This window comes from Nostoc sp. (assembly GCF_035638895.1).
Taxonomy (GTDB): Bacteria; Cyanobacteriota; Cyanobacteriia; order Cyanobacteriales; family Nostocaceae; genus Nostoc.
Genome location: NZ_DASQZC010000268.1, coordinates 1 through 21,303, shown reverse-complemented (window position 1 = coordinate 21,303; position 21,303 = coordinate 1). Strand labels below are relative to the sequence as shown.

Sequence of the window (21,303 nt, the reverse complement as noted above, 5' to 3'; positions counted from 1 at the left end):
TACAAACAGCAGATGGCAGTTTATCAAGTTCAATTCATTAATCCTACACTAGGATTAGATCGTACTATTTCAGTACCAGACGATCAATATATTCTGGATATAGCAGAAGATGCTGGTATGCGCCTACCATCAGGGTGCAAACAAGGCGAATGTTCTGCCTGTGTCGCCAAACTGATTAGCGGTGAAGTTGATCAAAGTGAGCAAAAATTTTTGCGCCCAAGTGAAGTACAGGCTGGTTATGTTGTTACTTGTGTAACTTACCCTTTGTCTAATTGCACTTTAGAAACCCATCAAGAACAAATCTTGTATAAATCAGCTCTTTACTATCAGCCTGAGTCTGGAAAATCTAAGTGATTGACATACTAATCCGTTAAGAAGATTTGTAGGTTGGGTTAAAGGTAGTAAAACCCGACAAAGCGGTGAAAATGTTGGGTTTCATTCCTCAACCCAACCTACCCTGGAGTGCTTTTTTAAGTAAAACCTACGTAGTATTCAAACCGCTATCTTTTTCTTAATGATCGGCCTAACGATAGAAGCAAATTCTATCTTGCTAGAGAGGTTAAAACCTAGCAGATAGTTGAAGATGTAGATAAGAAGTTACAAAAAATCTTTAGTGATTAGGTAAGAAAAATGTTAACACCATTATTAACCGCCCTAGCTACAGCTTTGAGCCTGTTGATTGTTGATTTAGTTGTTCCAGGCGTTAATATTGCTAATTTTCCCGCAGCTATGATTGCTGCTTTAGTAATTGGTCTAATTAACGGTTCAGTTAAACCAGTTTTGTCTGCTCTTTCTCTACCACTTAACTTTCTATCATTTGGAGCATTTTCGCTTGTCGTCAACGGTTTGTGTTTCTGGTTAGCAGCAGTGCTAGTTCCTGGGTTCGCAGTTCGCGGAATTATTGGTTTCCTTCTTGGGCCAGTGATTTTAACTTTTGCTAACACCTTCATTAACAACTACTTTGTTGAAAAAAACCTGTTAACCGGCAGTGGCGAAAAAACCCAAGGTGAATTACCTTCTAGATAAGTATTATAAAGAGTAGAAATACCAGTTTTCTCACATCTCTACTCCAAATAAATATCCGAAGATGGATTTCCTGATTCGGTATCTTCAGCAGAATGTAATTAAAGAAAATCACAAAAATACGGCAAAATCATGAAATTAGTTCGTTTTCTTCTAGGTTTGTTAGTGCCTCCTTTAGGCGTTTTCCTGACTGTTGGAGTTGGCCCAACTCTGTTTATTAACATCTTGCTCACAGTTCTAGGTTGGCTACCCGGTAGTATTCATGCAATTTGGGTTATTGCCAAGCATGATGAACAACTGAATAGAGAAGGCAATATTTACTAATAGGCAAGATGAATTTTAGTGAATCTTGAGTGGGGTACGTTATGGTTTAAGCCGTAACGTACCATTTTAATTTTTACCAGAATTAGAGGTTATAAGACCTAACCCCCTTTCCGAAGCAGGAAGGGGGAAAAATTCAAAGCCTCTCTCCTTTTAGGAGCTACGGTGTACACACAAGTCTGTCGCAGTTATATCTTTATTAATTAATAAATCTCGCACTGCGTTTCTATCCCGCCTCGGAATGAATTCCGAGTCTCATAGCTAAAGTCCACTCAAGTGGACTAAATGATTAATTCAGTCCACTTGAGTGGACTTCAGCTATCAGCCCAGAACTTCATTTCTGGGCGGGATGTCGGTAAGTGTAACAGTTTCACTCTGACAAAAATGTGGGTAGAGAATTTTTCGAATTGTGTGTACACCGTAGCCTAAAAGGAGAGAGGTCAAAATTGTACCTCACGCTTGTCGAGAACCGCTATAACGATAGTCCTCTGATTATGCGATTTAGATATTTTTCAGCTTATCAAGCGGTGGGTTATATCAAAGGCTAAGGTGTGTTTCCAAAGTCTTAAATCCCCCCAATTCCCGATAAATTGGGGGACAAATAGGTTTCTTAAAGTCACCCTTTCTAAGGGGGATTTAGGGGGATCTAAAAAGTTATGGGGCAAAACGAGTAGTTTGAAAACACGTCCTAACCCTAATAAAGCTGAGTATTTAATAATTATACAAATACGTTAGTAGGGGCACGGCATTGCAGTGTCCCTACTAAAATTCTATATGTATCAGAGTTTTGTGAAAAGCAGTCTAGTCTATTTATGAATAGTATCCCGCTCTTTATTCGCAGGTTCCTTATCTTTGAACAAGTCAGCCGCCGTTAAGAGTAACTCTCTCAACGTCTGTTTGATTTGGCGCTCTTTTCTTGCTAAAGATGTACCAGCTTCACCCAGTTTATCTTCAAGCTGCGATCGCTTCTCTTCTACCTGCACAGCCATAGATTCTGCTTGAGGACGAGCTTTATCGTACCAGTGTTTAGCCTCGTCTAGATAATCTTGAACCTCCATATTACGTCCGCCATAGCGTGCAGCTAAGTTAGCTCGGACAATCGCTAGCTGCGCTTGCAGTTGGGCATAACGTTTCTTTAACAATCCTGCTTCTTCACTATCTTTAAGGGAATTGATAGCAGAATTAATTGCAGTTTTGGTACTAGCAGGTTTTTCCTTACTCGTCTCTTCAATCTCTGCCAAAATTACATCAACCTCTTGCTGGAGTTGTTCTTCTTCACCATCTAGTTGAGCCTGTAGCTTCTTTATATCTGTCTGAGTTTGAGCAATGCTTTCGTGTCTTTTGCTATTAATCCCTTCCAGCGCTCCTTCAATAGAAGCTGTCACTTCATCTTTGAGTTCGCCACCTTTTTCTTGGAAGTTTTCAACTACAGCAGAAACAGCATCTTTAACAAGATTACGAACTTCACTTGAACCTTGTTTAAATTCAGAAGCTACTTGAGAAACTGCGGATTTCACAATTTCTCGAATCCGCTCAGTTCTTAATTGTCCGGTTTCTTTAGCTTGTTGCAGGTCTTCTTGAATTTGTTGTTTGATATTGTTAGGCATTTTCAACTCTTAGGGTTTAACTATTTTGGATAATATTTTCTAGACATGTTCCCATACCCACATTATGGCGTAGCCTGAGAAGGCTCGGTACTTCCTTTAGATAGAAAATAATAACCCTAAGGAGGTGATGTGTAGCATATTGCCCATTCGTGAGATGATTAATTGTTAGTAGTAATTGAGATGCAAATATGTGGCGAGTAAATATTACTTGTTCAGCCGATGCCTGGAAGCTTTATGGTACTGAATTTAAAGCGATCGCAGAGAAATATCAAGGTGAATTGATTGGTTCCAAAAAAATGCCAGATGGGACGCGCATCATGTCTTATAAAATTGAGGATGTTAGCGATGCAGAAGCTTTTCAAGAAGATTGTGCAAATTTTGCTGGATTTACAACTGACTTTGAATCCTTGTAGTATTAGTTCTGACACTAATCTCTGTAACCAGTATGTCAAAACCAGGAGAAGTTAATTGAAAAGACTACTTACATTAGTATTAGTAACGTTTTTGTTATTAATAAGTACTTTTACTTTACCTGCTAGTGCAGCAGACACAGTTAACGGTGAACAAATATTTGGTGTTCAATGTGCTGGTTGTCATATTAACGGCAGCAACATCATCAGGCGAGGTAAAAATCTCAAAATGCAAGCGCTGAAAAAGTATGGTATGGATTCAATAGAGGCAGTTACATCTATAGTTACCAATGGTAAAAATAATATGTCAGCCTACAAAGAACGCCTTACTGAACAGCAAATTCAAGATGTTGCTGCTTACGTTCTTGAACAAGCTGAAAAAGACTGGCGTTAGAAAGTTAGGAGTTAGGAGTTCAAAGTTAGGAATTAAGGGTTAAGATTTAAGAGTTATTGATTATCGCTGTTATAAATGGTTCTTAAGAAAGTATAAAGTCTAAGAATGTTGTAAGAGGTTGTTTGAAAAGTTGTAAAGGATACTCAAAACCCCGCTTCCATTCCTTTCCTCCAAAGGTCGTGAGTCTTTGAAATCCCCATTTTGTTGTAGGGAAAAAGTCGCGGGGGTTTAGCTTTCCGAGAGCTTAAATGTTACCAAAAATGCTTTTCAAACATCCTCTAATAAGGTGCTTACGAACTCGCTAATTCTTCGTTCTTCTCACTCCTGTACAGACGTGATTAATCGCGTCTCTTCTCACTCCTAAACTTGAAAATGAACTTACCCGCAGCTAGCCGTCTCCAATTCACTCCTGATTTGAACATTTGCCGGATCTTAAATGGGATGTGGCAAGTCTCCGGCGGACACGGACGGATCAATCCCCAAGCCGCTATTGAGACTATGTTCAAATATGTAGATGCAGGCTTCACTACTTGGGATTTAGCAGACCACTATGGCCCCGCAGAAGACTTTATTGGTGAGTTTCGCTGTCAACTAATTGACACTCGTGGTAAAGATGCTTTATCTCAGGTACAAGCCTTTACAAAATGGGTACCTCGTCCTGGCAAAATGACGAAAAAACTTGTCGAGGAAAATATTGATATTTCCCTGAGAAGGATGAATGTGGAATCGTTAGATTTGATGCAATTCCACTGGTGGGAATATCAGGATAAAAATTACCTGGATGCCCTAAAATATATGGCAGAACTTCAGACTGAGGGTAAAATTAAGCATCTAGGTTTAACTAATTTTGACACAGAAAACTTGAAGCTGATTACCGAAGCAGGTATCAAAATTGTTTCTAACCAAGTGCAATTTTCCCTTGTTGACCGCCGTCCCGAAGTTAATATGGTGCAGTTTTGTCAACAGCATGACATAAAGCTTTTTACTTACGGTACACTGTGCGGCGGTTTGTTATCAGAAAACTATTTGGGAAAACCGGAACCGCAAGGATTTGATTTATCCACTGCTAGTTTGAAAAAATATAAAAATATGATCGATGCTTGGGGTGGTTGGCGATTATTTCAAGAGTTGCTGGCTATTCTGAAGGAAATTGCTAATAAGCATGGGGTAAGCATTTCTAACGTAGCAGTGCGTTACATTTTAGATCAGCCAACTGTGGGCGGTGTGATAGTTGGTGCAAAACTTGGTGTATCTGAACATATAGAAGATAACGCCAAAGTATTTAGTTTTAGTTTAGATGCTGACGATCGCGATCGCATCAATGCAGTATCTCGCCAATCACGGGATTTGTACCAGCTAATCGGCGATTGTGGCGACGAATATCGCCGATAAGCAGGTTACTCCCCAAGGTTCATTCGCAAACCTCAGAGGTTTATCGACGAAGCTTAGAGGTTCATTCGCAAACCTCAGAGGTTCATCGATGAAGCTCAGAGGTTCATTGGCGAAGCTCAGAGGTTCATTCACGTAATACACTCTCCGAAAGCCGCTCAATTGAAAGTTAATATAGAACTCATATTTGATTTTTGAACAAAACTCAGTACACCTTTATTCCTTCTTCCCAGTCCCTTACCTCTACGAGTGATTCACAAATCAAAGACGCTCGATAGCGCAGCGTTAGCGACGCAGGAGCGTCTGACTTGCTACCGCTTCTCCCAAGGGGAGACGCTACGCGAACGCTATCGGATTGCTATAGTGTTTTACTCTAGCTCATACATCTGCTTATGTTTGGCTAAAAGCTTTTGATATTTCTCATTTGTCTTTGCTTCTACCCACTTGGCTTTAAATATTGCTGCTGATTCCGCTTTAACTGGGTCAACTTCGTAGGGGAGAATTTCTTTTTTAGAATCTGAAGTTTCAGAATTTTGTTTATACTTCCTGCCACTTTTATGATTAGCATAACGGCGAGAGCGAGTATAGCCCATTTGGATAAACTTTCGTGCCATATCCGCGCCAATAAAATCATCTTTCTCTAAATAATCAAGAAACATTTCGTAGATTTTTTCACTTGACTCTCTAGCAATATCAGGAGTTTTGAACCGCCAGTAAGGAAGAATTTCTGACTTGTATGGTTCAACCAAAAGTACACCCTGCTCACCCTTCCCAACACGATAGAGTTCAGGATGTTGGCGAAAATCAATATTTTTAAAGTCTAAAGAATAATCAAAAGCCATGATAGATTTTTATTATGAATAATAAACTTTAAAACAAAGTTCAACTTCTATCTAAGTATTGAGATTTTGTTCTATTATGCTATCTAGCACCCAATCCGTGAACAGTGTCCTTGCGCCAGGAAATCTGCGTAAAGTGCATCACATTGCCCTCAACGTCCACGATATGCAAGCCTCGCGCTACTTTTATGGCACTATCCTGGGTTTGCATGAACTCACAGGCGACGAAGTACCCGCAACCCTGGTGGAACTTGTAGCATCTGGGAAAGTAGCCAACTTCATCACCCCGGATGGTACAATTCTGGATTTATTTGGGGAACCAGAATTATCACCACCAAATCCAGATCCAGAAAAGACCTTCACCAGAGCGTACCATTTAGCTTTTGACATCGATCCACAGTTATTTGATCGCGCGGTGACAGTGATCAGAGAAAATAAAATAGCGATCGCACATGGCCCAGTCACTCGCCCTACTGGTAGAGGTGTGTATTTTTACGATCCAGATGGTTTTATGATTGAAATTCGTTGTGATCCAGAAGCTAGTTAACTTAAATCTACTATGACCGCGAAAATCACGCAAATATTTAAACTAATTGAAGACACAATCACAAAACCACCAATTCCACACGAACCATACAAGCAATCATTGAAAGGCTGGGCAATGTATTGTTTACGAGATAAAGGTTTTATAGTCGTTTATGCTCAAAATGCCGACTTTGCTATTGAAACAAAAGGTATAGAAAAGCTATATTTTAAAGTTTCCAATAGCCCCGATGATTTAGATCATTCTATTAGCTGGATTGTTTGGGATAGTGTAACAAAAAGCGCCAGTCTCATTCCCAAAAAAATAGAGTGATACCAAAAAATTGCTGTAAGCGAATAATTCCTAATTAATAGTCCACAGTAAATGCCTGTCTTTTATCGGGAATTACGAATTACGTTAGCGACCTAGGAGCGTCAAATTCGTAGCGAGTGAGGCGATCGCCATAAAGGTTCAATACAGACCTAACCCTCTTCCCAAGGCGGGAAGGGGATTAGTTCTATTTGTATAGCTGTACCTCACCGGATTGAAAATGACTATAGTTCATAGTCATTAGTTTTTCCGCCCACTTTCTTTTACTAATGACTAATGACTAATTTTTTCCATTTGGACGTTGAATAATCGTCTCCACCACCCGGCGCTTGGCTCTTGGATCGATGCCAACCAAACGCACATACTCACCGCTATATTCTGTCAGAGTTGATTCCAAATTTGAGATTGCATCAGACTCGGCATCAATGTGGCTATGAGCACAAGTTTGCCAAGCACCTGTGCGGAAGCGGCGCTCATCTACGTGTTCAATGCTAATTTTGTAACCTTGAGACAATAATTGCCTAATTTGAGCTTGTGTATCTAGGGTCAAATGTGGACTCGATGCTTCCTGCTTCTGGAATCCATTAGTTTTTACTTCTTGAGTTGCACCATTGCTTGTCGGCTGATTAATTGGTGTTACAGGAGCAGGTGGTGTAGATTGAGAATTTCTACCTCGATTGAGTCGGTTGTAATCATCAACCAAATGGGAATTTTCCACCCGTTTTTGTTCACTAACGAGGAAGTTACCAGACTCAATTAAGTGAGACAGCCTGAAATCTGGCTTTTTAAATTCTGGTGGCCCTTCAACGCTGTTAACGATACTCAAGGATACCTGCTCAAAACCTACTTGATGGATGTAGTTGCGGATTTGTTCGTCATAAATGCGCGATCGCAAAGCGCTAAAAAAGTCAATGGACTGGTTGACAAATGTATCAACTAGCTGTTCAACTTCCTTTTGTGACAGTCCATCCGGTTCAAAAATCCCTTTGACAATTCCCACCTTGTCGTCTCTGTCTGGTTCCCAGTAGAATTTCTCCATCCGCCCATCCCGAATTAACGGTGCATAGAGAGTGGAAAAATCATTACCTGTGACAATAATCGGTACACGATGTAAAGGCGTGGAATCATAGCTTCCAGGCAACTGCACATCTGTAGGATTATCAGCAATATTCATCAGTGTGGCATTCACCAACTGCGTATTTACAGTATATTGAGTGCCTTCATCAAAGCGTCCAGCCCCTGCATCTAAATCGTTAATCATCAGTACACACATTTTGCCGCGTACTTTGATCAGTTCTGCTGTCTCCCGATAGCGCAGCCGAATCAACCGCGCTGGATCTCCTGCATCTGGACTTTCCAATTCGCCGCCAGATATGTTAGTAACCTCGATACCCATTTTCTCGAAGACTAATTGACATTGAAATGTTTTGCCTTCTCCTTTGCGTCCGTGAATACCTAAAATCACCGGGACTCGCACGCCGGGAAGCTTTAAAAAGTTTTTGGTGATGTGGACAGCCAATTTGTCTAAAAACCGAGGAGCGATGTAGTAACCCATAAAATTATCTTTGCCTAGCACTGCTTAAAGTAATGTTAAGTTTTTTTGGTGATGACTGTTTATTTATCTTTTGGTAGAAAAGCAACGCCACCTACCATAAACGTCTTATTGGATATGCATCAAAAATTTTATCAGCACTCAGTATAGATATATTTTCTGCGAGTGCTTGTGCAATTAAAATTCGGTCAAATGGGTCACAGTGATGTAAAGGTAGTGTGGCAACAACAGTAATATGGCTAATTTTGATATCGAGTAACCTAAAATCGTTGAGGTTGAGTTGCTGTGTGATAAATTTATCAAATGGCTGATTAAAACTAAGCTTCCCTAAATTTTGCTTAATAGCAATTTCCCATAGACTAGCTATACTTAGCTCTCATTATTCTCATCATTGATGAACTCTAGTACTTGATTACTAAGTCTTGAATTGTCAGTCACATACCAAATAAAAGTATGTGTATCCAACAGTAATATCATTCCATATATTCCTTAAAATCTTCCAGTGGTTCATCAAAGTCATCAGATATTGTAATTAAACCCTTTGCACTTCCAGATTGACGGCGGCGTTTAAATTGCGGCACAGGAGTCAACTTCACCAACGGTTGATTATCTTTGATGATAATAATTTCCTCACCACTGAGTGCTGCTTCAATTAAGTCGGGTAAGTTTTGAGATGCTTCAGCTAAATTAATTTGCTGCATAATAACTACCTTTAGATATAAAAATAAGGTGCTACCACCATCCTAACTTTGAATGTTCGATTAAGTGAGAGGAAACCAATTTAACCAAGCGTCCCAATTTTCCACGGTTTGAGCAAATTCTGCATAACCGCCTGCTCTAGGATGAACACCATCATTAGCTCTTGCTTCATTAATCCAGATGTTTGATTTTTCTAATATCGGAAAAATGTTTAAATAAGGTATATTTAATTCCTTACAAATCAAAGTATATTGTTTGGATAAATCTATAGTTATCTGCTTTCTTTGAGGTTCTTCTTTTGCGTAGGGTGCTAGACCAACCATCAAAACAGGATATAACTTCTGAGCTTCACTTAAAATTTCATAGGCATTTTTGATAGAATCTGGCAAATCCACGCGAGTTTTACCATTTTCTAATGTTGTGTCATTCAATCCAAAAGAAAACACAACTCTGCCATCATATTCTTTGGGTAATCGCAGTAATACTTCCTGTAACCAACGCTTTGATATATCAGTACTCGTATCACGCCTAATTCCTAAATTATAGTAGGTAATCTCATAACCTTTTTTATTAGCATTAGCACATACTCTCCCTGTCCAACCAAGACATTCTTGATCGCCAGTACCGTTAACGAAGGAGTCACCAACAAAACAAATTCTTACTTCCGGCAGATGCTGTAATTCCATTTATTATATTTAAAAAAAAGCAGAGGTTTACACAAAGGGGTGCTCAAGTTATTCTCTGCGTTTTCCTTCTCTACGAGACGCTTTGCGAATGCGTTCCTTTGCGTTTAAAAACAAACCTAGTAAATAGGAGAGGCAGATAATTCTACCTCTCCTATTTATAATCAACTAATTACTTAGAGCAACGCTAGCCTTAGTATCTGTTGGTTTTGTTGGGTTTGTGAACAAGAAAGCTGAGAATTTGGCACTGCTTGATGTTGTCAAAACCCACAACACGGATATAGCTGGTGCTGAATTGAGAACGGCATCCTTGAACTTCGCTCAATACTTCTTGAGTAGATTTAGCACCGAACAAAGGCAACTTCCACATTGTCCAATATAATTCTGTTGGCTCAGAAGTTTCGTTAAACTCGATTGCTGGAATATAACCTTGATTCAAAATGTACTGAATCTGCTTGGCAATTTGAGCATCAGTCAGAGGTGGCAGATAAGAAAGGGTTTCGTAACGACGCTCTTTTGGTAAAGTTTGCATAGCTTTTTGATAATGGGTTGCGATTTTGACTACTAGGTTGACCGAACTAATTAGATAAGTTATCTAAATTCGGATCTGAAGTTGTTTGCTGTTCTGGTTGCAGACTGGGGCTAGATGTGTCTATTCGTGTGATGCGTTCTAAATGCTGGCGACGCTGCTCCATATTGGATTGCTGAATGCCAGTGCGAACCATTTCCGGTAAAAATTCGATGATTTCTTCCGCAATGTGTTCTCTGACAGTCATGATTCGCAAAGCCAAATCTGGTTTCTCTCGCAACAGTTGCTCAATGTATGATTCACCATTCTGAATTTTGCCAGCAGAAAAGTTATGCAGCCAAAGTTCTAACGGAGGATTCGTTTCGCCTAGCTGTGCCAATACTGTCCTTAGAGCCTGATAAGTCAGGTAGCTTTGGAGAGTCTTGGCTGTGTCCTTCGCAATTTGCTTAAGATTCATGCTTGACCCCAGCCCTGAAGAGTTATGAGTTATGAGTTATGAGTTATGAATTAATGCAAATCCTAACTCTTAACTCTTAACTCTTAACCGTTAACTCAGATCAGACGGTATCCATTGCTTCAAACTCGAACTTGATTTCTTTCCACAGTTCGCAAGCAACAGCTAGTTCAGGAGACCACTTGGCAGCTTCGCGGATGATATCGTTACCTTCACGAGCCAAGTTGCGGCCTTCGTTACGAGCTTGAACAACGGCTTCCAAGGCGACGCGGTTAGCTGTTGCACCAGGAGCGTTACCCCAAGGATGTCCCAGAGTACCACCACCGAATTGTAGTACGGAGTCATCACCAAAGATTTCTACCAGTGCAGGCATGTGCCATACGTGGATACCACCAGAAGCAACTGCCATTACACCAGGTAGAGAAGCCCAGTCTTGGGTAAAGTAAATACCACGAGACTTGTCTTGCTCAATGTAGTTTTCACGCAATAGGTCAACGAAGCCCATTGTGATGCCGCGCTCACCTTCCAACTTACCTACTACTGTACCGGTGTGGATGTGGTCACCACCAGACAAACGTAGGGCTTTAGCCAATACACGGAAGTGGATACCGTGGTTCTTTTGACGGTCAATTACAGCGTGCATAGCACGGTGAATGTGTAGCAAGATACCGTTATCGCGGCACCAACGAGCCAATGTGGTATTGGCGGTGAAACCTGCGGTTAGGTAATCATGCATGATGATGGGCTGTTTGAGTTCTTTAGCGTACTCAGCCCGTTTCAGCATTTCTTCACAGGTAGGAGCGGTCACGTTTAGGTAGTGACCTTTGATTTCACCGGTTTCTGCTTGAGCTTTGGTGATAGCTTCAGCAACGAACAAGAAGCGATCGCGCCATCTTTGGAATGGTGCCGAGTTGATGTTTTCGTCGTCTTTGGTGAAGTCCAAACCACCGCGTAAGCACTCGTATACAGCGCGTCCGTAGTTCTTAGCAGAAAGACCCAATTTGGGCTTAATGGTACAACCCAGCAAAGGACGACCGTATTTGTTTAACTTGTCGCGCTCAACTTGGATACCGTGAGGAGGCCCTTGGAAGGTCTTGATGTAAGCTACTGGAAAGCGAATATCTTCTAGACGCAGTGCCCGCAGAGCTTTGAAACCAAATACGTTACCTACAATTGAGGTTAATACGTTGGTTACAGAACCTTCTTCAAACAAGTCCAAAGGATAGGCAACGTAGGCAATATATTGGTTGTCTTCACCGGGAACTGGTTCGATATCGTAGCAACGACCTTTGTAGCGATCGAGGTCGGTGAGCAAGTCTGTCCACACAGTTGTCCAAGTACCTGTGGAAGACTCAGCCGCTACAGCCGCACCTGCTTCTTCGGGAGGAACACCAGGCTGGGGTGTCATGCGGAACGCAGCTAGAAGATCGGTATCTTTTGGTGTGTAATCGGGTGTGTAATAAGTTAATCTGTAATCTTTAACCCCGGCTTGATACCCAGATTTGCTCTGAGTCTTCGTTTGAGCGTAAGACATATTTTATCCTTCCCTGAAATCACTCTTGTTAATTATCAAATCACGTTTTGTGCAACTTCCCCTCACCCGATTTTTCCCCCTTCATCGGAGAAAAGAACGGTAAAAATTTTTGTTAAGGGTTGTTTTTGGCAAAGGGTAGCAGTTTTTTTGCGGCTGACACTTTGGTAGCGGTGGTAGCCCTCCTCACCAGTGTTATCCCATTCTATGGGTACACGACTTAGCGCTTCTACTGTTTCCTCTTCCTACGAATCAAAATTCTTTTTTACCTCTTCTTCGCACCCAACTAAACCTTCTCAATTTCACCAAAACTTCCGCTTTTTGCGGCTTGATTTAGATAATTCCCCTACAAATCGGGATATTCAGGGGATTGGGCTGGCTGGCACACATTCCCGCCTCTACACTCCCTATATCTTTTCCGTTGATGGAAAAGATACTAGAAAAGAATTTACTTGACAGAGATTTAGCAGAGTCGTGAGCGTAAAGATAAAAAATTGCACACCACGTAATTTGTAACTTATTCCACAATATATCAATAATTCGATAAGTTATTCTTTGAAAGTTTTTAACTTATATATTTAATTTTGTTATTACATAAAGATTTAACATTTTGTTACAGATGCTTTACAAGGTGTCATCAATAGTGTTTGGGGACTGGGGAATGAGTATTAGGGACTGGGTAATAAGAAAGTATTCTAAATATTTATTTCCTATTCCCTAGTCTCTATTCCCTATTCCCCAATCCCCAATGTTTAAAAAATCCTGACTAAGGGAACACTGGAACTAACCCAAAGCCAGTTTAGGTAACGGCTATGGGTACTGTCTCCAAAGGAAATGTCACCGTGGTATTGTTTTGCAAGCGTACTAGTTTATTGACTACTTCTATCTTGCTGGGGTTGATAGTGCCAAGTATAGGATGGGCACAAAAAACCCCTGATATTAATTCATCTGATGTAACTCCTGCTTACCCATCTTCTGCACCGCCACCGCGAGTAGAACTTTTGCCCGATGAGCGAGGAGTGCAAGAAAATTCGCCAAAAACTGATTATCGTGTCGGTAACTTACTGGGAGATATTACTGGCAATCTTTGGGTAGGTTCTTGGCGAGGACTATCGCGGATTGATCCTAAAACCGGCAAGATTATTTCTCGTGTTAGTTTACCAAATGTTGCTATTGGTGCTTTAGCCCAAGATAAAGTAGGACGTTTGTGGGTAGGAAGTTATGATGGACTGTTCCGAGTAGACCCCCGTACTAGTGAAATCACCGCGCAGAATTTATTTCTGCCTTCCAAACGGGTGTTGTCATTGTTAGTTGACAAACGGGGTTATTTGTGGACTGGAACCGATAGCGGTTTAGCCCTAATTAGTCCCGACCAAGGCTTGATTATGACAACATTAAAAAATCTGCCTGGTGTCAGCGCTAACACCATGACTTTAGATGCTGAAGGTCAACTGTGGGTTGGTACACTTGATGGATTGGTACGGGTAAATACTGCTAGTGCTGCGATTATGAAGCGGATAGCGGATTTACCAGGGACGACTGTCCAAGCTTTAGCTATAAGTCCAGAAGGATTAATTTGGGCGGGGATGCCAAATAATTTGCTAGTTATTAACCCAAAAACTGGTGCAGTGTTGCGTTCTGTAACTCGCCTGCGTGGGCGTGACGTGAGTGCGGTACGTTTTGCTAAAGATGGTAGTGTCTGGGTTGGGACTAACAATGGTTTGTTACGATTAAATCCAAATACAGGAGCTGTGTTAGATGCAGAAGTTGCTGGACTTCCTTCTAGTCGGGTTCTTGCCCTTGCACCTGACATCGCTAATAAATTATGGATTGGCACTAGTGAAGGTCTAGCTTGGTTAATGCCTAAAACCGACAGTGCAAAACCCCATATTGCTTTCAGTCACGCTGTTAAATGAGGAAATAGGGAGTGGGGATTGGTGAGTGGGGAGTGGTGAAATTCCCCAATCCCTAATCCCCACTCCCTACTCCCTACTCCCTACTCCCTACTCCCCACCTAGAAAAATGGCAATCACTACCCAGCAATTAATTCAATGGAAACAACAGGGACGTTCAATTGTAGCTTTGACGGCCTGGGATTATGCGATCGCTCAACTCATCGATGCAGCTGGTGTAGACTTAATCCTTGTGGGTGACTCTATGGCAGTAGTTCTAGGGTATGAAACAACACTGCCGATAACTTTGGATGAGATGATCTACCACGCCAAATCTGTGCGCCGTGGGGTTAAACGCGCATTAGTTGTGGTAGATTTACCATTTTTGACGTATCAAGAAAGTCTTCAGCAAGCGATGCACTCAGCTGGGCGGGTACTCAAGGAAACGGGCGCTCAAGCGGTAAAATTGGAAGGTGGCTATCCAGCGATCGCAGAAACTATCGCTCGTTTGGTTCAAGCTGGAATTCCGGTAATGGGTCATGTCGGTTTGACACCGCAATCAGTACATCAACTCGGTTTGCGACAACAAGGGAAAACTCAAGAAGCGAGTGAGAGGATTTTACTTGAAGCGATCGCTCTGGAACAAGCTGGTGTATTTTCTCTTGTTTTAGAGCATATCCCCGCAGATTTAGCAATGCAGATTACACAAAAACTCACAATTCCGACAATTGGTATCGGTGCAGGAACTCACTGCGATGGACAGGTTTTAGTTACCTCAGATGTAATCGGACTTACCGACAAGCATCCACCATTTGCCAAAGTTTATACAAACTTGCGAGAAACGATTACCAAAGCCGTGCAAGATTATGCCGTGGAAGTGCGCGATCGGAAATTTCCATAAGTATGGAATTTACGATCAAAAAATACAAGAAGCTGCCAAATAGCTACTTTTCCATCTGGGATAATTTATGCAATCAGAGAGCAGCACATTATAAACTTGCTGAAGTTCAAAATTGTGCCTTAACATCCAGAGTGAAAACTGACAGCATATTTTATCGTTTATTTCAAGAATTTCCCAGTATCTTCTTTGAACTCATTGGGAATCCTCCTGAAACTGCAAATACCTATCAATTCTCTTCAGTTGAAATCAAACAAACTGCCTTTAGAATAGATGGTGTATTTCTTCCCACTCAAGACGAAGAAAATCTGATTTATTTCGTTGAAGTTCAATTTCAACCAGACTCAGATATTTATTTGCGCCTAGTTTCAGAAGTATTTCTCTATTTGCGGCAAAAAAAATCTAAAAATTCTTGGCGAGGAGTGGTGATTTATCCCAGAAGGAATATAGATACTGGTGAACGACAAGATTGCCACGAATTCTTCAACAGCAATCGTATTAGTATAATTTACTTGGATGAATTAGGCGAAGCTGCATCACTACCAATAGGCATTGCTACCTTAAAATTAGTAATTGAAAATGAAGATACAACTATTATTACGGCCAGAGAACTAATTAACCGTACTAAACAAGCGGTAAATCTGCAACTACCACAAAAACAATTACTAGAATTAATAGAGACAATCTTAGTTTATAAATTGCCTAACATAAGTCGAGAGGAGATAGAAGCGATGTTTGGGTTAAGTGAGTTGAAGCAAACACGGGTTTATCAAGAAGCTAAACAAGAAGGTAAACAAGAAGGCAAGGAAGAAGGTAAACAAGAAGGTCGTTTTGAGGCAAAGTTAGAAGCTGTACCTAAACTGCTAGCACTAGGTTTAAGTGCGGAACAGATATCACAGGCGTTAGATTTGGATGTTGCACAAGTCCAGCAAGCAATACAGCAAACGCCTCTAAATGAATAAATTCAGACAAGCGATGTTTGGCGACAAGCCTTTTTGCATCTAAGCATTTTAGATTAACGCGATCGCTATCTCAACTAGAAATCTCAGCTAAAAACCCCATACTTGAAGGTGCAGCAATGGTACAACAAGTTACACCAGAAACCACCATCGAAGTCATCTACCCAGAAAGGGACGGACAGCCAATGGCGGATAATACAGAACAATTTGCATGGATTGTCAAAATTAAAGAAAATTTAGAAATCCTATTTGCATTACAACCTGATGTATTTATCGCCGGAGATTTGTTTTGGTATCCAGTTCAAGGAAACCCTAATATTAAACAAGCGCCTGATACGATGGTAGTCTTTGGCAGACCAAAAGGAAAACGGAGTTCCTATTTACAATGGAATGAAGAGAATATACCTCCACAGGTAGTATTTGAAATTCTATCGCCAGGTAATACCCTCAAAGAAATGACTAAAAAATTGCAGTTTTACCAACGTTATGGCGTGGAAGAATATTATATTTATGATCCTGATAAGAACGATTTAAATGGCTTACTCAGTTCTGGGGATAGTTTTGAAGTTATCGAAGAGATGAATGGCTGGGTAAGTCCGCGTTTGGGAATCCGTTTTACACTGACACCAGATACCCTGGAAATTGTTTCTCCCACCGGACAAAAGTTTTTAAGCCCCTTAGAAATTGACCAGTTACGGCAACAAGAACGCCAACGCGCAGAAGGGGAACGTCAAGCAAAGGAAGCGGCTTTACAAGAATTAAAAGCGGCTTCACAAGAATTAGAAAAAGAGCGCGATCGCTATCAAGAATTGTTAGCGAAACTCAGAGAAAAAGGAATTGATACAGATAATTTATAATTGTTGACTCCAAATCAATTCTTGTTTCAAAGTTACGAAAAATCCAGGCATAGCAAAGATTATCTAGTGTTGTTGCTCCACCATGTTTTACGCTGATTATATAGTCAGCATGACTTTTTATTTAATTTTACTTCTGTGATGCTGATGGATACTTATGATAAGGGAACTAAAAATATAACTATGGAACAACAACCGATACAAGTAATTGGAGGTGGACTAGCTGGGACAGAAGCAGCGTGGCAAATAGCCCAAGCTGGAGTACCGGTAATTCTCCATGAAATGCGTCCAAAACGCTTCAGCCCTGCTCATCATACAGAACATTTGGCAGAATTAGTGTGTAGTAATTCCTTTGGAGCAATGGCAAGCGATCGCGCAGCTGGATTATTGCACGAAGAGTTACGCCAACTTGGCTCTATTGTCATCTCGAAAGCTGATGAACACGCCGTACCTGCTGGTGGGGCGCTAGCGGTAGACAGAGGACAATTTGGCCAAGATTTGACTCAAACTTTAGCACATCATCCTTTAATTGAATTTCGCCGGGGTGAAGTGTCTGCGATTCCTGAAGGAATTGTGGTTTTGGCAACTGGGCCTTTAACGAGTCGCGACTTAGCGGAGGATTTGCAGCGCTTTACGGGGATGGAATACCTCAGCTTTTTTGATGCGGCTAGTCCGATTATTGTAGGAGAATCGATTAACCGTGACGTTGCTTTTATGGCATCACGTTATGACAAAGGCGAAGCAGCTTATCTCAACTGCCCAATGAATAAAGAGCAGTATTTAAGGTTTCGAGAAGAACTTTGTAAAGCGGAACAAACAGAACTCAAGGGTTTTGAACGGGAAACGGCGAAATTTTTTGAAGCTTGTTTACCCATTGAAGAACTAGCACAGCGTGGGGAAGATACCATGCGCTACGGCCCTCTAAAGCCAGTGGGATTGTCAGATACTCGCACCGGGGAACGTCCTTATGCTGTGGTGCAGTTACGACAAGAAGATAAAGCCGGTCAACTGTGGAATATGGTAGGATTCCAAACTAACCTGCGCTGGGGTGAGCAAAAGCGAATATTTCAGCTAATTCCCAGTTTGGAAAAGGCCGAGTTTGTGCGATTGGGAGTAATGCACCGCAATACTTTTATTAATGCTCCTCAGCTAATGCATCCAACTCTGCAATTTAAAGAGCGTCCAACATTGTTAGCTGCTGGACAGTTGATTGGTACTGAAGGCTACACTGCTGCGGCTGCGGGTGGCTGCTTGGCGGGAATTAATGCAGCGCGGCTAGCCTTGGGTAAAGATGCTTTGGTTTTACCACCAACAACAATGATGGGTGCGTTATTGGAATTTATTAGTTCCGCTTCGCCAAAGCATTTCCAACCAATGCCGCCCAACTTTGGGATTTTTCCCGAACTGGGTGCGAAAATCAAAAGTAAGCAGGAGCGTTATGGACGTTACCGCGATCGCTCTTTAACTGATTTAGCAAACTGGAAAGTTAATCATAATTAATGGGCATTGGGCATGGGGTATTGGGAAGAAAACTTGTTGCAAGTTCTCACCTCTTGTCCCCCCTGCTCCCCTGCCTCTTCTTTAACGCCTGATTTTAAATTTATTTTGTTTAATAAAACTTCAAATAGGTTTATTATCCTTTAAAATCTTTTGCAGAGATTCTAGGTAAGATATATGGCTGATATTGTTGATATTGCAGTTACGGCTGGGTCTTTTAAAACACTGGTGGCAGCTGTACAAGCTGCGGGTTTAGTAGAAACATTAAAAAGTCCTGGGCCGTTCACTGTCTTTGCACCAAATGACGATGCTTTTGCCAAGTTACCGCCGGGAACTATCCAAACTTTGTTACAGAATATTCCCCAGTTAACGCGGATATTAAAGTATCATGTCGTGCCAGGAAAGCTGCTAAAGGCTGATTTGGCAGAACTCGGTACGGTTAATTCTGTGGAAGGTTCACCCATTAAAATTAGTTCTTCTGATGGTTTTGAAGTTAAAAATGCCACAGTTTTAGCAGCAGATATCGAAGCTGATAATGGTGTGGTACACGTTATCAATACGGTGATTTTACCGGGTTAATTCAGCTAGGGTGGTTATTTTCCACCCTACTTATCCAAAATCTTTATAATTAACTAACTATTGGGAGTATCAAAACGCAACTCAATAGTTTAATTTATGTTATATTTGCAATGTGATTACTCACTCATATATTTATTAATTTTGATTTCGTTATTTTAAAATACAATAAATTCTTAAAACGCTAACACCTATCCCAACAAATTAATGCTCGATTTAAACACTATAGCTGAGTTCTCTCGTGGCAACTGCATTAGTATTTGTGCATTTCTCGTACCAGCGAACTTACTTGTCACAATTTTAACGATCAGCCTGGTAGCCTTACGTCGCCCATCGTATCAAGTGTGGCAATCTGCGGGAATTGCTAGCTTTTTCGCTTCTGTAATGATATTGCACGTATATACTTGGTTTCAGATTGGCGTGGTGATGGCTCCTACTTATATCTTGCTGTGGCTAGCAATCACCTGTTTAGTGACGAATTTAGCAGCAATTCTTTTTCAAAGACGCTACAGTAATAACCCTAGTCTTTCCAACAACGCCTGAAATCTACACATAGTCTTGATAGCACTACTTCTGCAACTCGTTAGTGCGTAGACGGTTCTTCGGTTGTCGCTATTAGGGTCAAAAGTCATGATGAACCGCTTGCCAATCTGATTCTACAAAGTCTCGCAATATGAGACGTTGGGTTTCTAGCGGTATCATCTGGAAAATTCTGCACGTAACTGATTGACTACCTGATCTAGTCCCACGGAATGAGCGGCTTTGAATAATAAACGATCGCCTGCTTGCACAAATGTCTTTAATCTAGCTACTAAATCAGCATGAGTTGCAAAGCACTCCGATGGGATACCTTCGGCACTAATAGCGATCGCTTCGGCATCTTGTCCATCTACCAAAACCAACAAGCCGTCTAAATTCAAATTTTTCACTGTTTCTCCCACTTGCTGGTGCAACTGCTGCGATCGCTCTCCCAATTCTTTCATTGCACCTAATACAGCAATCTTCCGTTTTCCGGGTGTGTCTGCCAATAATTGCAATGCTGCTATCATAGCTTCTGGTGCAGCATTATAAGTTTCATCTAAGATTACCACATCGTTTGGTAAGGTAAATCGCTGCGATCGCCCTGTGGGCATATCCACTATTACACCTGCTTTGAGGTTTGCCCAATCGATTCCCAACACCTTTGCCACCGCTAAAGCTGCCAAGAAATTTGTTGCATTGTGACGACCAGGTAAAGGTAGAGGTAGTTGGATTCCGGCAACTTCTACAGTGTCGTTATCAATTAATTGCCCTTGGATATCCCCACCAGAAAAGCCATAAGTTAAAACTTCTCCGTGCCAAAATTTTGCTGCTGTGGCCATTAATAAAGCATTGTCGTGGTTGAGAATTGCCACACTATCAGCAGACATTTCGGCTAATAACTCACATTTTGCCTCAGCGATCGCTTCTTCCGAACCTAGTAATTCAATATGTGCCGTCCCCACATTGGTAATCACTCCAATTGTTGGACGTGCTATTTGCGTCAGTTCGGCAATTTGTCCCCTACCCCGCATCGCCATTTCAATCACGGCGTAGTCATTTTCTGCACCAAGTTCTAGGAGAGTTTTCGGGACACCGATTTCGTTATTGTAATTTCCAAAAGTTTTGTGAACTCGCCCCTTTGTTCCTAAAACTGCCGCAATTAATTCTTTAGTTGTAGTTTTACCTACAGAACCTGTTACACCAATTACAGGGATGTTAAAGCGATCGCGCCACCATCTGCCAACTTTCTGATATGCTTTGAGGGTGTCTTTTACTTGTAAGACAGGAAGTCCCGGATTTTCGTATTCAAAATCCACAATTGCAGTTATTGCACCCTTTGCGATCGCAGTTTGTACAAATTCGTGTCCATCAAACTTATCGCCTCGTAAAGCTAGAAATACTTCACCCGGCTTCAGGGTACGGCTATCTGTTTGTATACCGTAACTAATTTGTTTTAAAGCATTTTCAGATAAGTTTACAGAACTGGCCAAAAGAACTTCAACCAGTTGATTTAGGGTGGCAGAACAATGCATAAGTAATTTACAATTTTATTGTTCAAAATTATAAAATCGAATAATTATGACATAATACTGCATTGAACCACAAGATTTGCGATTCTTGAAAAAGAGTTTTTTTGGCTATTCAAATAAAGGCGTACTTATATAGGTACGCCTCTCTAGTTAATTCATTTGTTGCCAAGATGTCTGAAAAATAGTCTACTCAACCCATTTTAGTTAAAAGAGTTTGAGAGTTCATTAGGGTCTAGATTAGTAGGAAATAATAAAATTTCCTTGTCTTCTAATTTTGCCTTCTGGTGAAGCA

At 41.1% G+C, this 21,303-nt stretch carries 26 protein-coding genes; 16 read left to right on the top strand and 10 right to left on the bottom strand.

Features of this window, described 5'->3' with window-relative positions:
* Positions 1 to 12 precede the first annotated feature (12 nt).
* The 3 genes from VE944_RS13040 to VE944_RS13030 all read left to right on the top strand — a co-directional run bounded on the left by VE944_RS13040 (position 13) and on the right by VE944_RS13030 (position 1,347).
* Positions 13 to 354: a 2Fe-2S iron-sulfur cluster-binding protein gene (locus tag VE944_RS13040; protein ID WP_324977616.1), complete on the top strand. Its 342-nt coding sequence runs from the start codon at positions 13 to 15 to the stop codon at positions 352 to 354.
* Between the two features lie 276 nt (positions 355 to 630).
* Complete coding sequence (locus VE944_RS13035) at positions 631 to 1,026, top strand: phage holin family protein (RefSeq protein WP_324977614.1); 396 nt, start codon at positions 631 to 633, stop codon at positions 1,024 to 1,026.
* Positions 1,027 to 1,155: 129 nt separating this feature from the next.
* On the top strand, positions 1,156 to 1,347 hold the full coding sequence (locus tag VE944_RS13030) for a YqaE/Pmp3 family membrane protein (RefSeq protein ID WP_094353212.1): 192 nt from the start codon (positions 1,156 to 1,158) through the stop codon (positions 1,345 to 1,347).
* A gap of 803 nt (positions 1,348 to 2,150) precedes the next feature.
* Here the strand turns inward: VE944_RS13030 and VE944_RS13025 are convergent.
* Complete coding sequence (locus VE944_RS13025) at positions 2,151 to 2,951, bottom strand: histidine kinase (RefSeq protein ID WP_324977611.1); 801 nt, start codon at positions 2,949 to 2,951, stop codon at positions 2,151 to 2,153.
* 188 nt (positions 2,952 to 3,139) lie between these two features.
* Here VE944_RS13025 and VE944_RS13020 point away from each other — a divergent pair, with 188 nt between their 5' ends.
* From VE944_RS13020 to VE944_RS13010, 3 genes are all read left to right on the top strand, one after another.
* Positions 3,140 to 3,364, top strand: coding sequence for a hypothetical protein (locus VE944_RS13020; RefSeq protein WP_229482699.1), 225 nt, complete (start codon positions 3,140 to 3,142; stop codon positions 3,362 to 3,364).
* Between the two features lie 55 nt (positions 3,365 to 3,419).
* Positions 3,420 to 3,755: a cytochrome c6 PetJ gene (gene petJ / locus VE944_RS13015; RefSeq protein WP_324977608.1), complete on the top strand. Its 336-nt coding sequence runs from the start codon at positions 3,420 to 3,422 to the stop codon at positions 3,753 to 3,755.
* Between the two features lie 372 nt (positions 3,756 to 4,127).
* Positions 4,128 to 5,147 carry an aldo/keto reductase gene (locus tag VE944_RS13010; RefSeq protein WP_324977606.1) on the top strand — a complete coding sequence of 340 codons (1,020 nt, stop codon included), beginning with the start codon at positions 4,128 to 4,130 and terminating at the stop codon, positions 5,145 to 5,147.
* A 365-nt stretch (positions 5,148 to 5,512) separates the two neighbouring features.
* Here the strand turns inward: VE944_RS13010 and VE944_RS13005 are convergent, their stop codons facing one another.
* Complete coding sequence (locus VE944_RS13005; RefSeq protein WP_322647719.1) at positions 5,513 to 5,986, bottom strand: DUF4385 domain-containing protein; 474 nt, start codon at positions 5,984 to 5,986, stop codon at positions 5,513 to 5,515.
* 76 nt (positions 5,987 to 6,062) lie between these two features.
* Between VE944_RS13005 and VE944_RS13000 the strand changes: the two genes are divergently transcribed.
* Positions 6,063 to 6,530 (top strand): VOC family protein, encoded by a 468-nt coding sequence (locus VE944_RS13000; protein WP_324977602.1) that lies wholly within the window; start codon positions 6,063 to 6,065, stop codon positions 6,528 to 6,530.
* A gap of 12 nt (positions 6,531 to 6,542) precedes the next feature.
* On the top strand, positions 6,543 to 6,839 hold the full coding sequence (locus VE944_RS12995; protein ID WP_324977600.1) for a hypothetical protein: 297 nt from the start codon (positions 6,543 to 6,545) through the stop codon (positions 6,837 to 6,839).
* A gap of 277 nt (positions 6,840 to 7,116) precedes the next feature.
* On the opposite strand, the gene VE944_RS12990 is transcribed toward VE944_RS12995, so the two are convergent.
* From VE944_RS12990 to VE944_RS12960, 7 genes are all read right to left on the bottom strand, one after another.
* On the bottom strand, positions 7,117 to 8,391 hold the full coding sequence (locus VE944_RS12990) for a RuBisCO small subunit-like domain-containing protein (protein WP_324977666.1): 1,275 nt from the start codon (positions 8,389 to 8,391) through the stop codon (positions 7,117 to 7,119).
* Between the two features lie 91 nt (positions 8,392 to 8,482).
* Positions 8,483 to 8,731, bottom strand: coding sequence for a type II toxin-antitoxin system VapC family toxin (locus VE944_RS12985; protein ID WP_324977664.1), 249 nt, complete (start codon positions 8,729 to 8,731; stop codon positions 8,483 to 8,485).
* A gap of 130 nt (positions 8,732 to 8,861) precedes the next feature.
* The gene (locus VE944_RS12980; protein WP_324977598.1) at positions 8,862 to 9,089 is read right to left on the bottom strand and encodes a type II toxin-antitoxin system Phd/YefM family antitoxin; all 228 of its coding nucleotides are present in this window, start codon (positions 9,087 to 9,089) and stop codon (positions 8,862 to 8,864) included.
* Between the two features lie 60 nt (positions 9,090 to 9,149).
* Positions 9,150 to 9,773 carry a GDSL-type esterase/lipase family protein gene (locus VE944_RS12975; protein ID WP_324977596.1) on the bottom strand — a complete coding sequence of 208 codons (624 nt, stop codon included), beginning with the start codon at positions 9,771 to 9,773 and terminating at the stop codon, positions 9,150 to 9,152.
* A 190-nt stretch (positions 9,774 to 9,963) separates the two neighbouring features.
* Entirely contained in the window at positions 9,964 to 10,302 is a 339-nt protein-coding gene (locus VE944_RS12970) for a ribulose bisphosphate carboxylase small subunit (protein WP_324977594.1), read from the bottom strand.
* Between the two features lie 46 nt (positions 10,303 to 10,348).
* A complete protein-coding gene (gene rcbX, locus VE944_RS12965; RefSeq protein WP_190913739.1) occupies positions 10,349 to 10,756 on the bottom strand; it encodes a RuBisCO chaperone RbcX in 408 nt (135 codons plus the stop codon).
* Between the two features lie 100 nt (positions 10,757 to 10,856).
* A complete protein-coding gene (locus VE944_RS12960; RefSeq protein WP_324977591.1) occupies positions 10,857 to 12,287 on the bottom strand; it encodes a form I ribulose bisphosphate carboxylase large subunit in 1,431 nt (476 codons plus the stop codon).
* 204 nt (positions 12,288 to 12,491) lie between these two features.
* Between VE944_RS12960 and VE944_RS12955 the strand changes: the two genes are divergently transcribed.
* The 8 genes from VE944_RS12955 to VE944_RS12920 all read left to right on the top strand — a co-directional run bounded on the left by VE944_RS12955 (position 12,492) and on the right by VE944_RS12920 (position 19,503).
* A complete protein-coding gene (locus VE944_RS12955; protein WP_324977589.1) occupies positions 12,492 to 12,740 on the top strand; it encodes a hypothetical protein in 249 nt (82 codons plus the stop codon).
* 356 nt (positions 12,741 to 13,096) lie between these two features.
* Complete coding sequence (locus VE944_RS12950) at positions 13,097 to 14,200, top strand: ligand-binding sensor domain-containing protein (protein WP_324977587.1); 1,104 nt, start codon at positions 13,097 to 13,099, stop codon at positions 14,198 to 14,200.
* 106 nt (positions 14,201 to 14,306) lie between these two features.
* Positions 14,307 to 15,077 carry a 3-methyl-2-oxobutanoate hydroxymethyltransferase gene (gene panB / locus VE944_RS12945; RefSeq protein WP_324977585.1) on the top strand — a complete coding sequence of 257 codons (771 nt, stop codon included), beginning with the start codon at positions 14,307 to 14,309 and terminating at the stop codon, positions 15,075 to 15,077.
* 131 nt (positions 15,078 to 15,208) lie between these two features.
* On the top strand, positions 15,209 to 16,036 hold the full coding sequence (locus tag VE944_RS12940) for an Rpn family recombination-promoting nuclease/putative transposase (RefSeq protein ID WP_324977662.1): 828 nt from the start codon (positions 15,209 to 15,211) through the stop codon (positions 16,034 to 16,036).
* A 116-nt stretch (positions 16,037 to 16,152) separates the two neighbouring features.
* Positions 16,153 to 16,890, top strand: a complete 738-nt coding sequence (locus tag VE944_RS12935; protein ID WP_324977661.1) for a Uma2 family endonuclease — start codon at positions 16,153 to 16,155, stop codon at positions 16,888 to 16,890.
* A gap of 180 nt (positions 16,891 to 17,070) precedes the next feature.
* Positions 17,071 to 18,387 (top strand): FADH(2)-oxidizing methylenetetrahydrofolate--tRNA-(uracil(54)-C(5))-methyltransferase TrmFO, encoded by a 1,317-nt coding sequence (gene trmFO / locus VE944_RS12930; protein WP_324977583.1) that lies wholly within the window; start codon positions 17,071 to 17,073, stop codon positions 18,385 to 18,387.
* Between the two features lie 174 nt (positions 18,388 to 18,561).
* Positions 18,562 to 18,963: a fasciclin domain-containing protein gene (locus VE944_RS12925; protein ID WP_324977581.1), complete on the top strand. Its 402-nt coding sequence runs from the start codon at positions 18,562 to 18,564 to the stop codon at positions 18,961 to 18,963.
* A gap of 204 nt (positions 18,964 to 19,167) precedes the next feature.
* A complete protein-coding gene (locus tag VE944_RS12920) occupies positions 19,168 to 19,503 on the top strand; it encodes a hypothetical protein (protein ID WP_324977579.1) in 336 nt (111 codons plus the stop codon).
* A 155-nt stretch (positions 19,504 to 19,658) separates the two neighbouring features.
* Here VE944_RS12920 and VE944_RS12915 read toward each other — a convergent pair whose 3' ends face one another.
* Positions 19,659 to 21,014, bottom strand: coding sequence for a UDP-N-acetylmuramoyl-tripeptide--D-alanyl-D-alanine ligase (locus VE944_RS12915; protein ID WP_324977577.1), 1,356 nt, complete (start codon positions 21,012 to 21,014; stop codon positions 19,659 to 19,661).
* Positions 21,015 to 21,303: the final 289 nt, after the last annotated feature.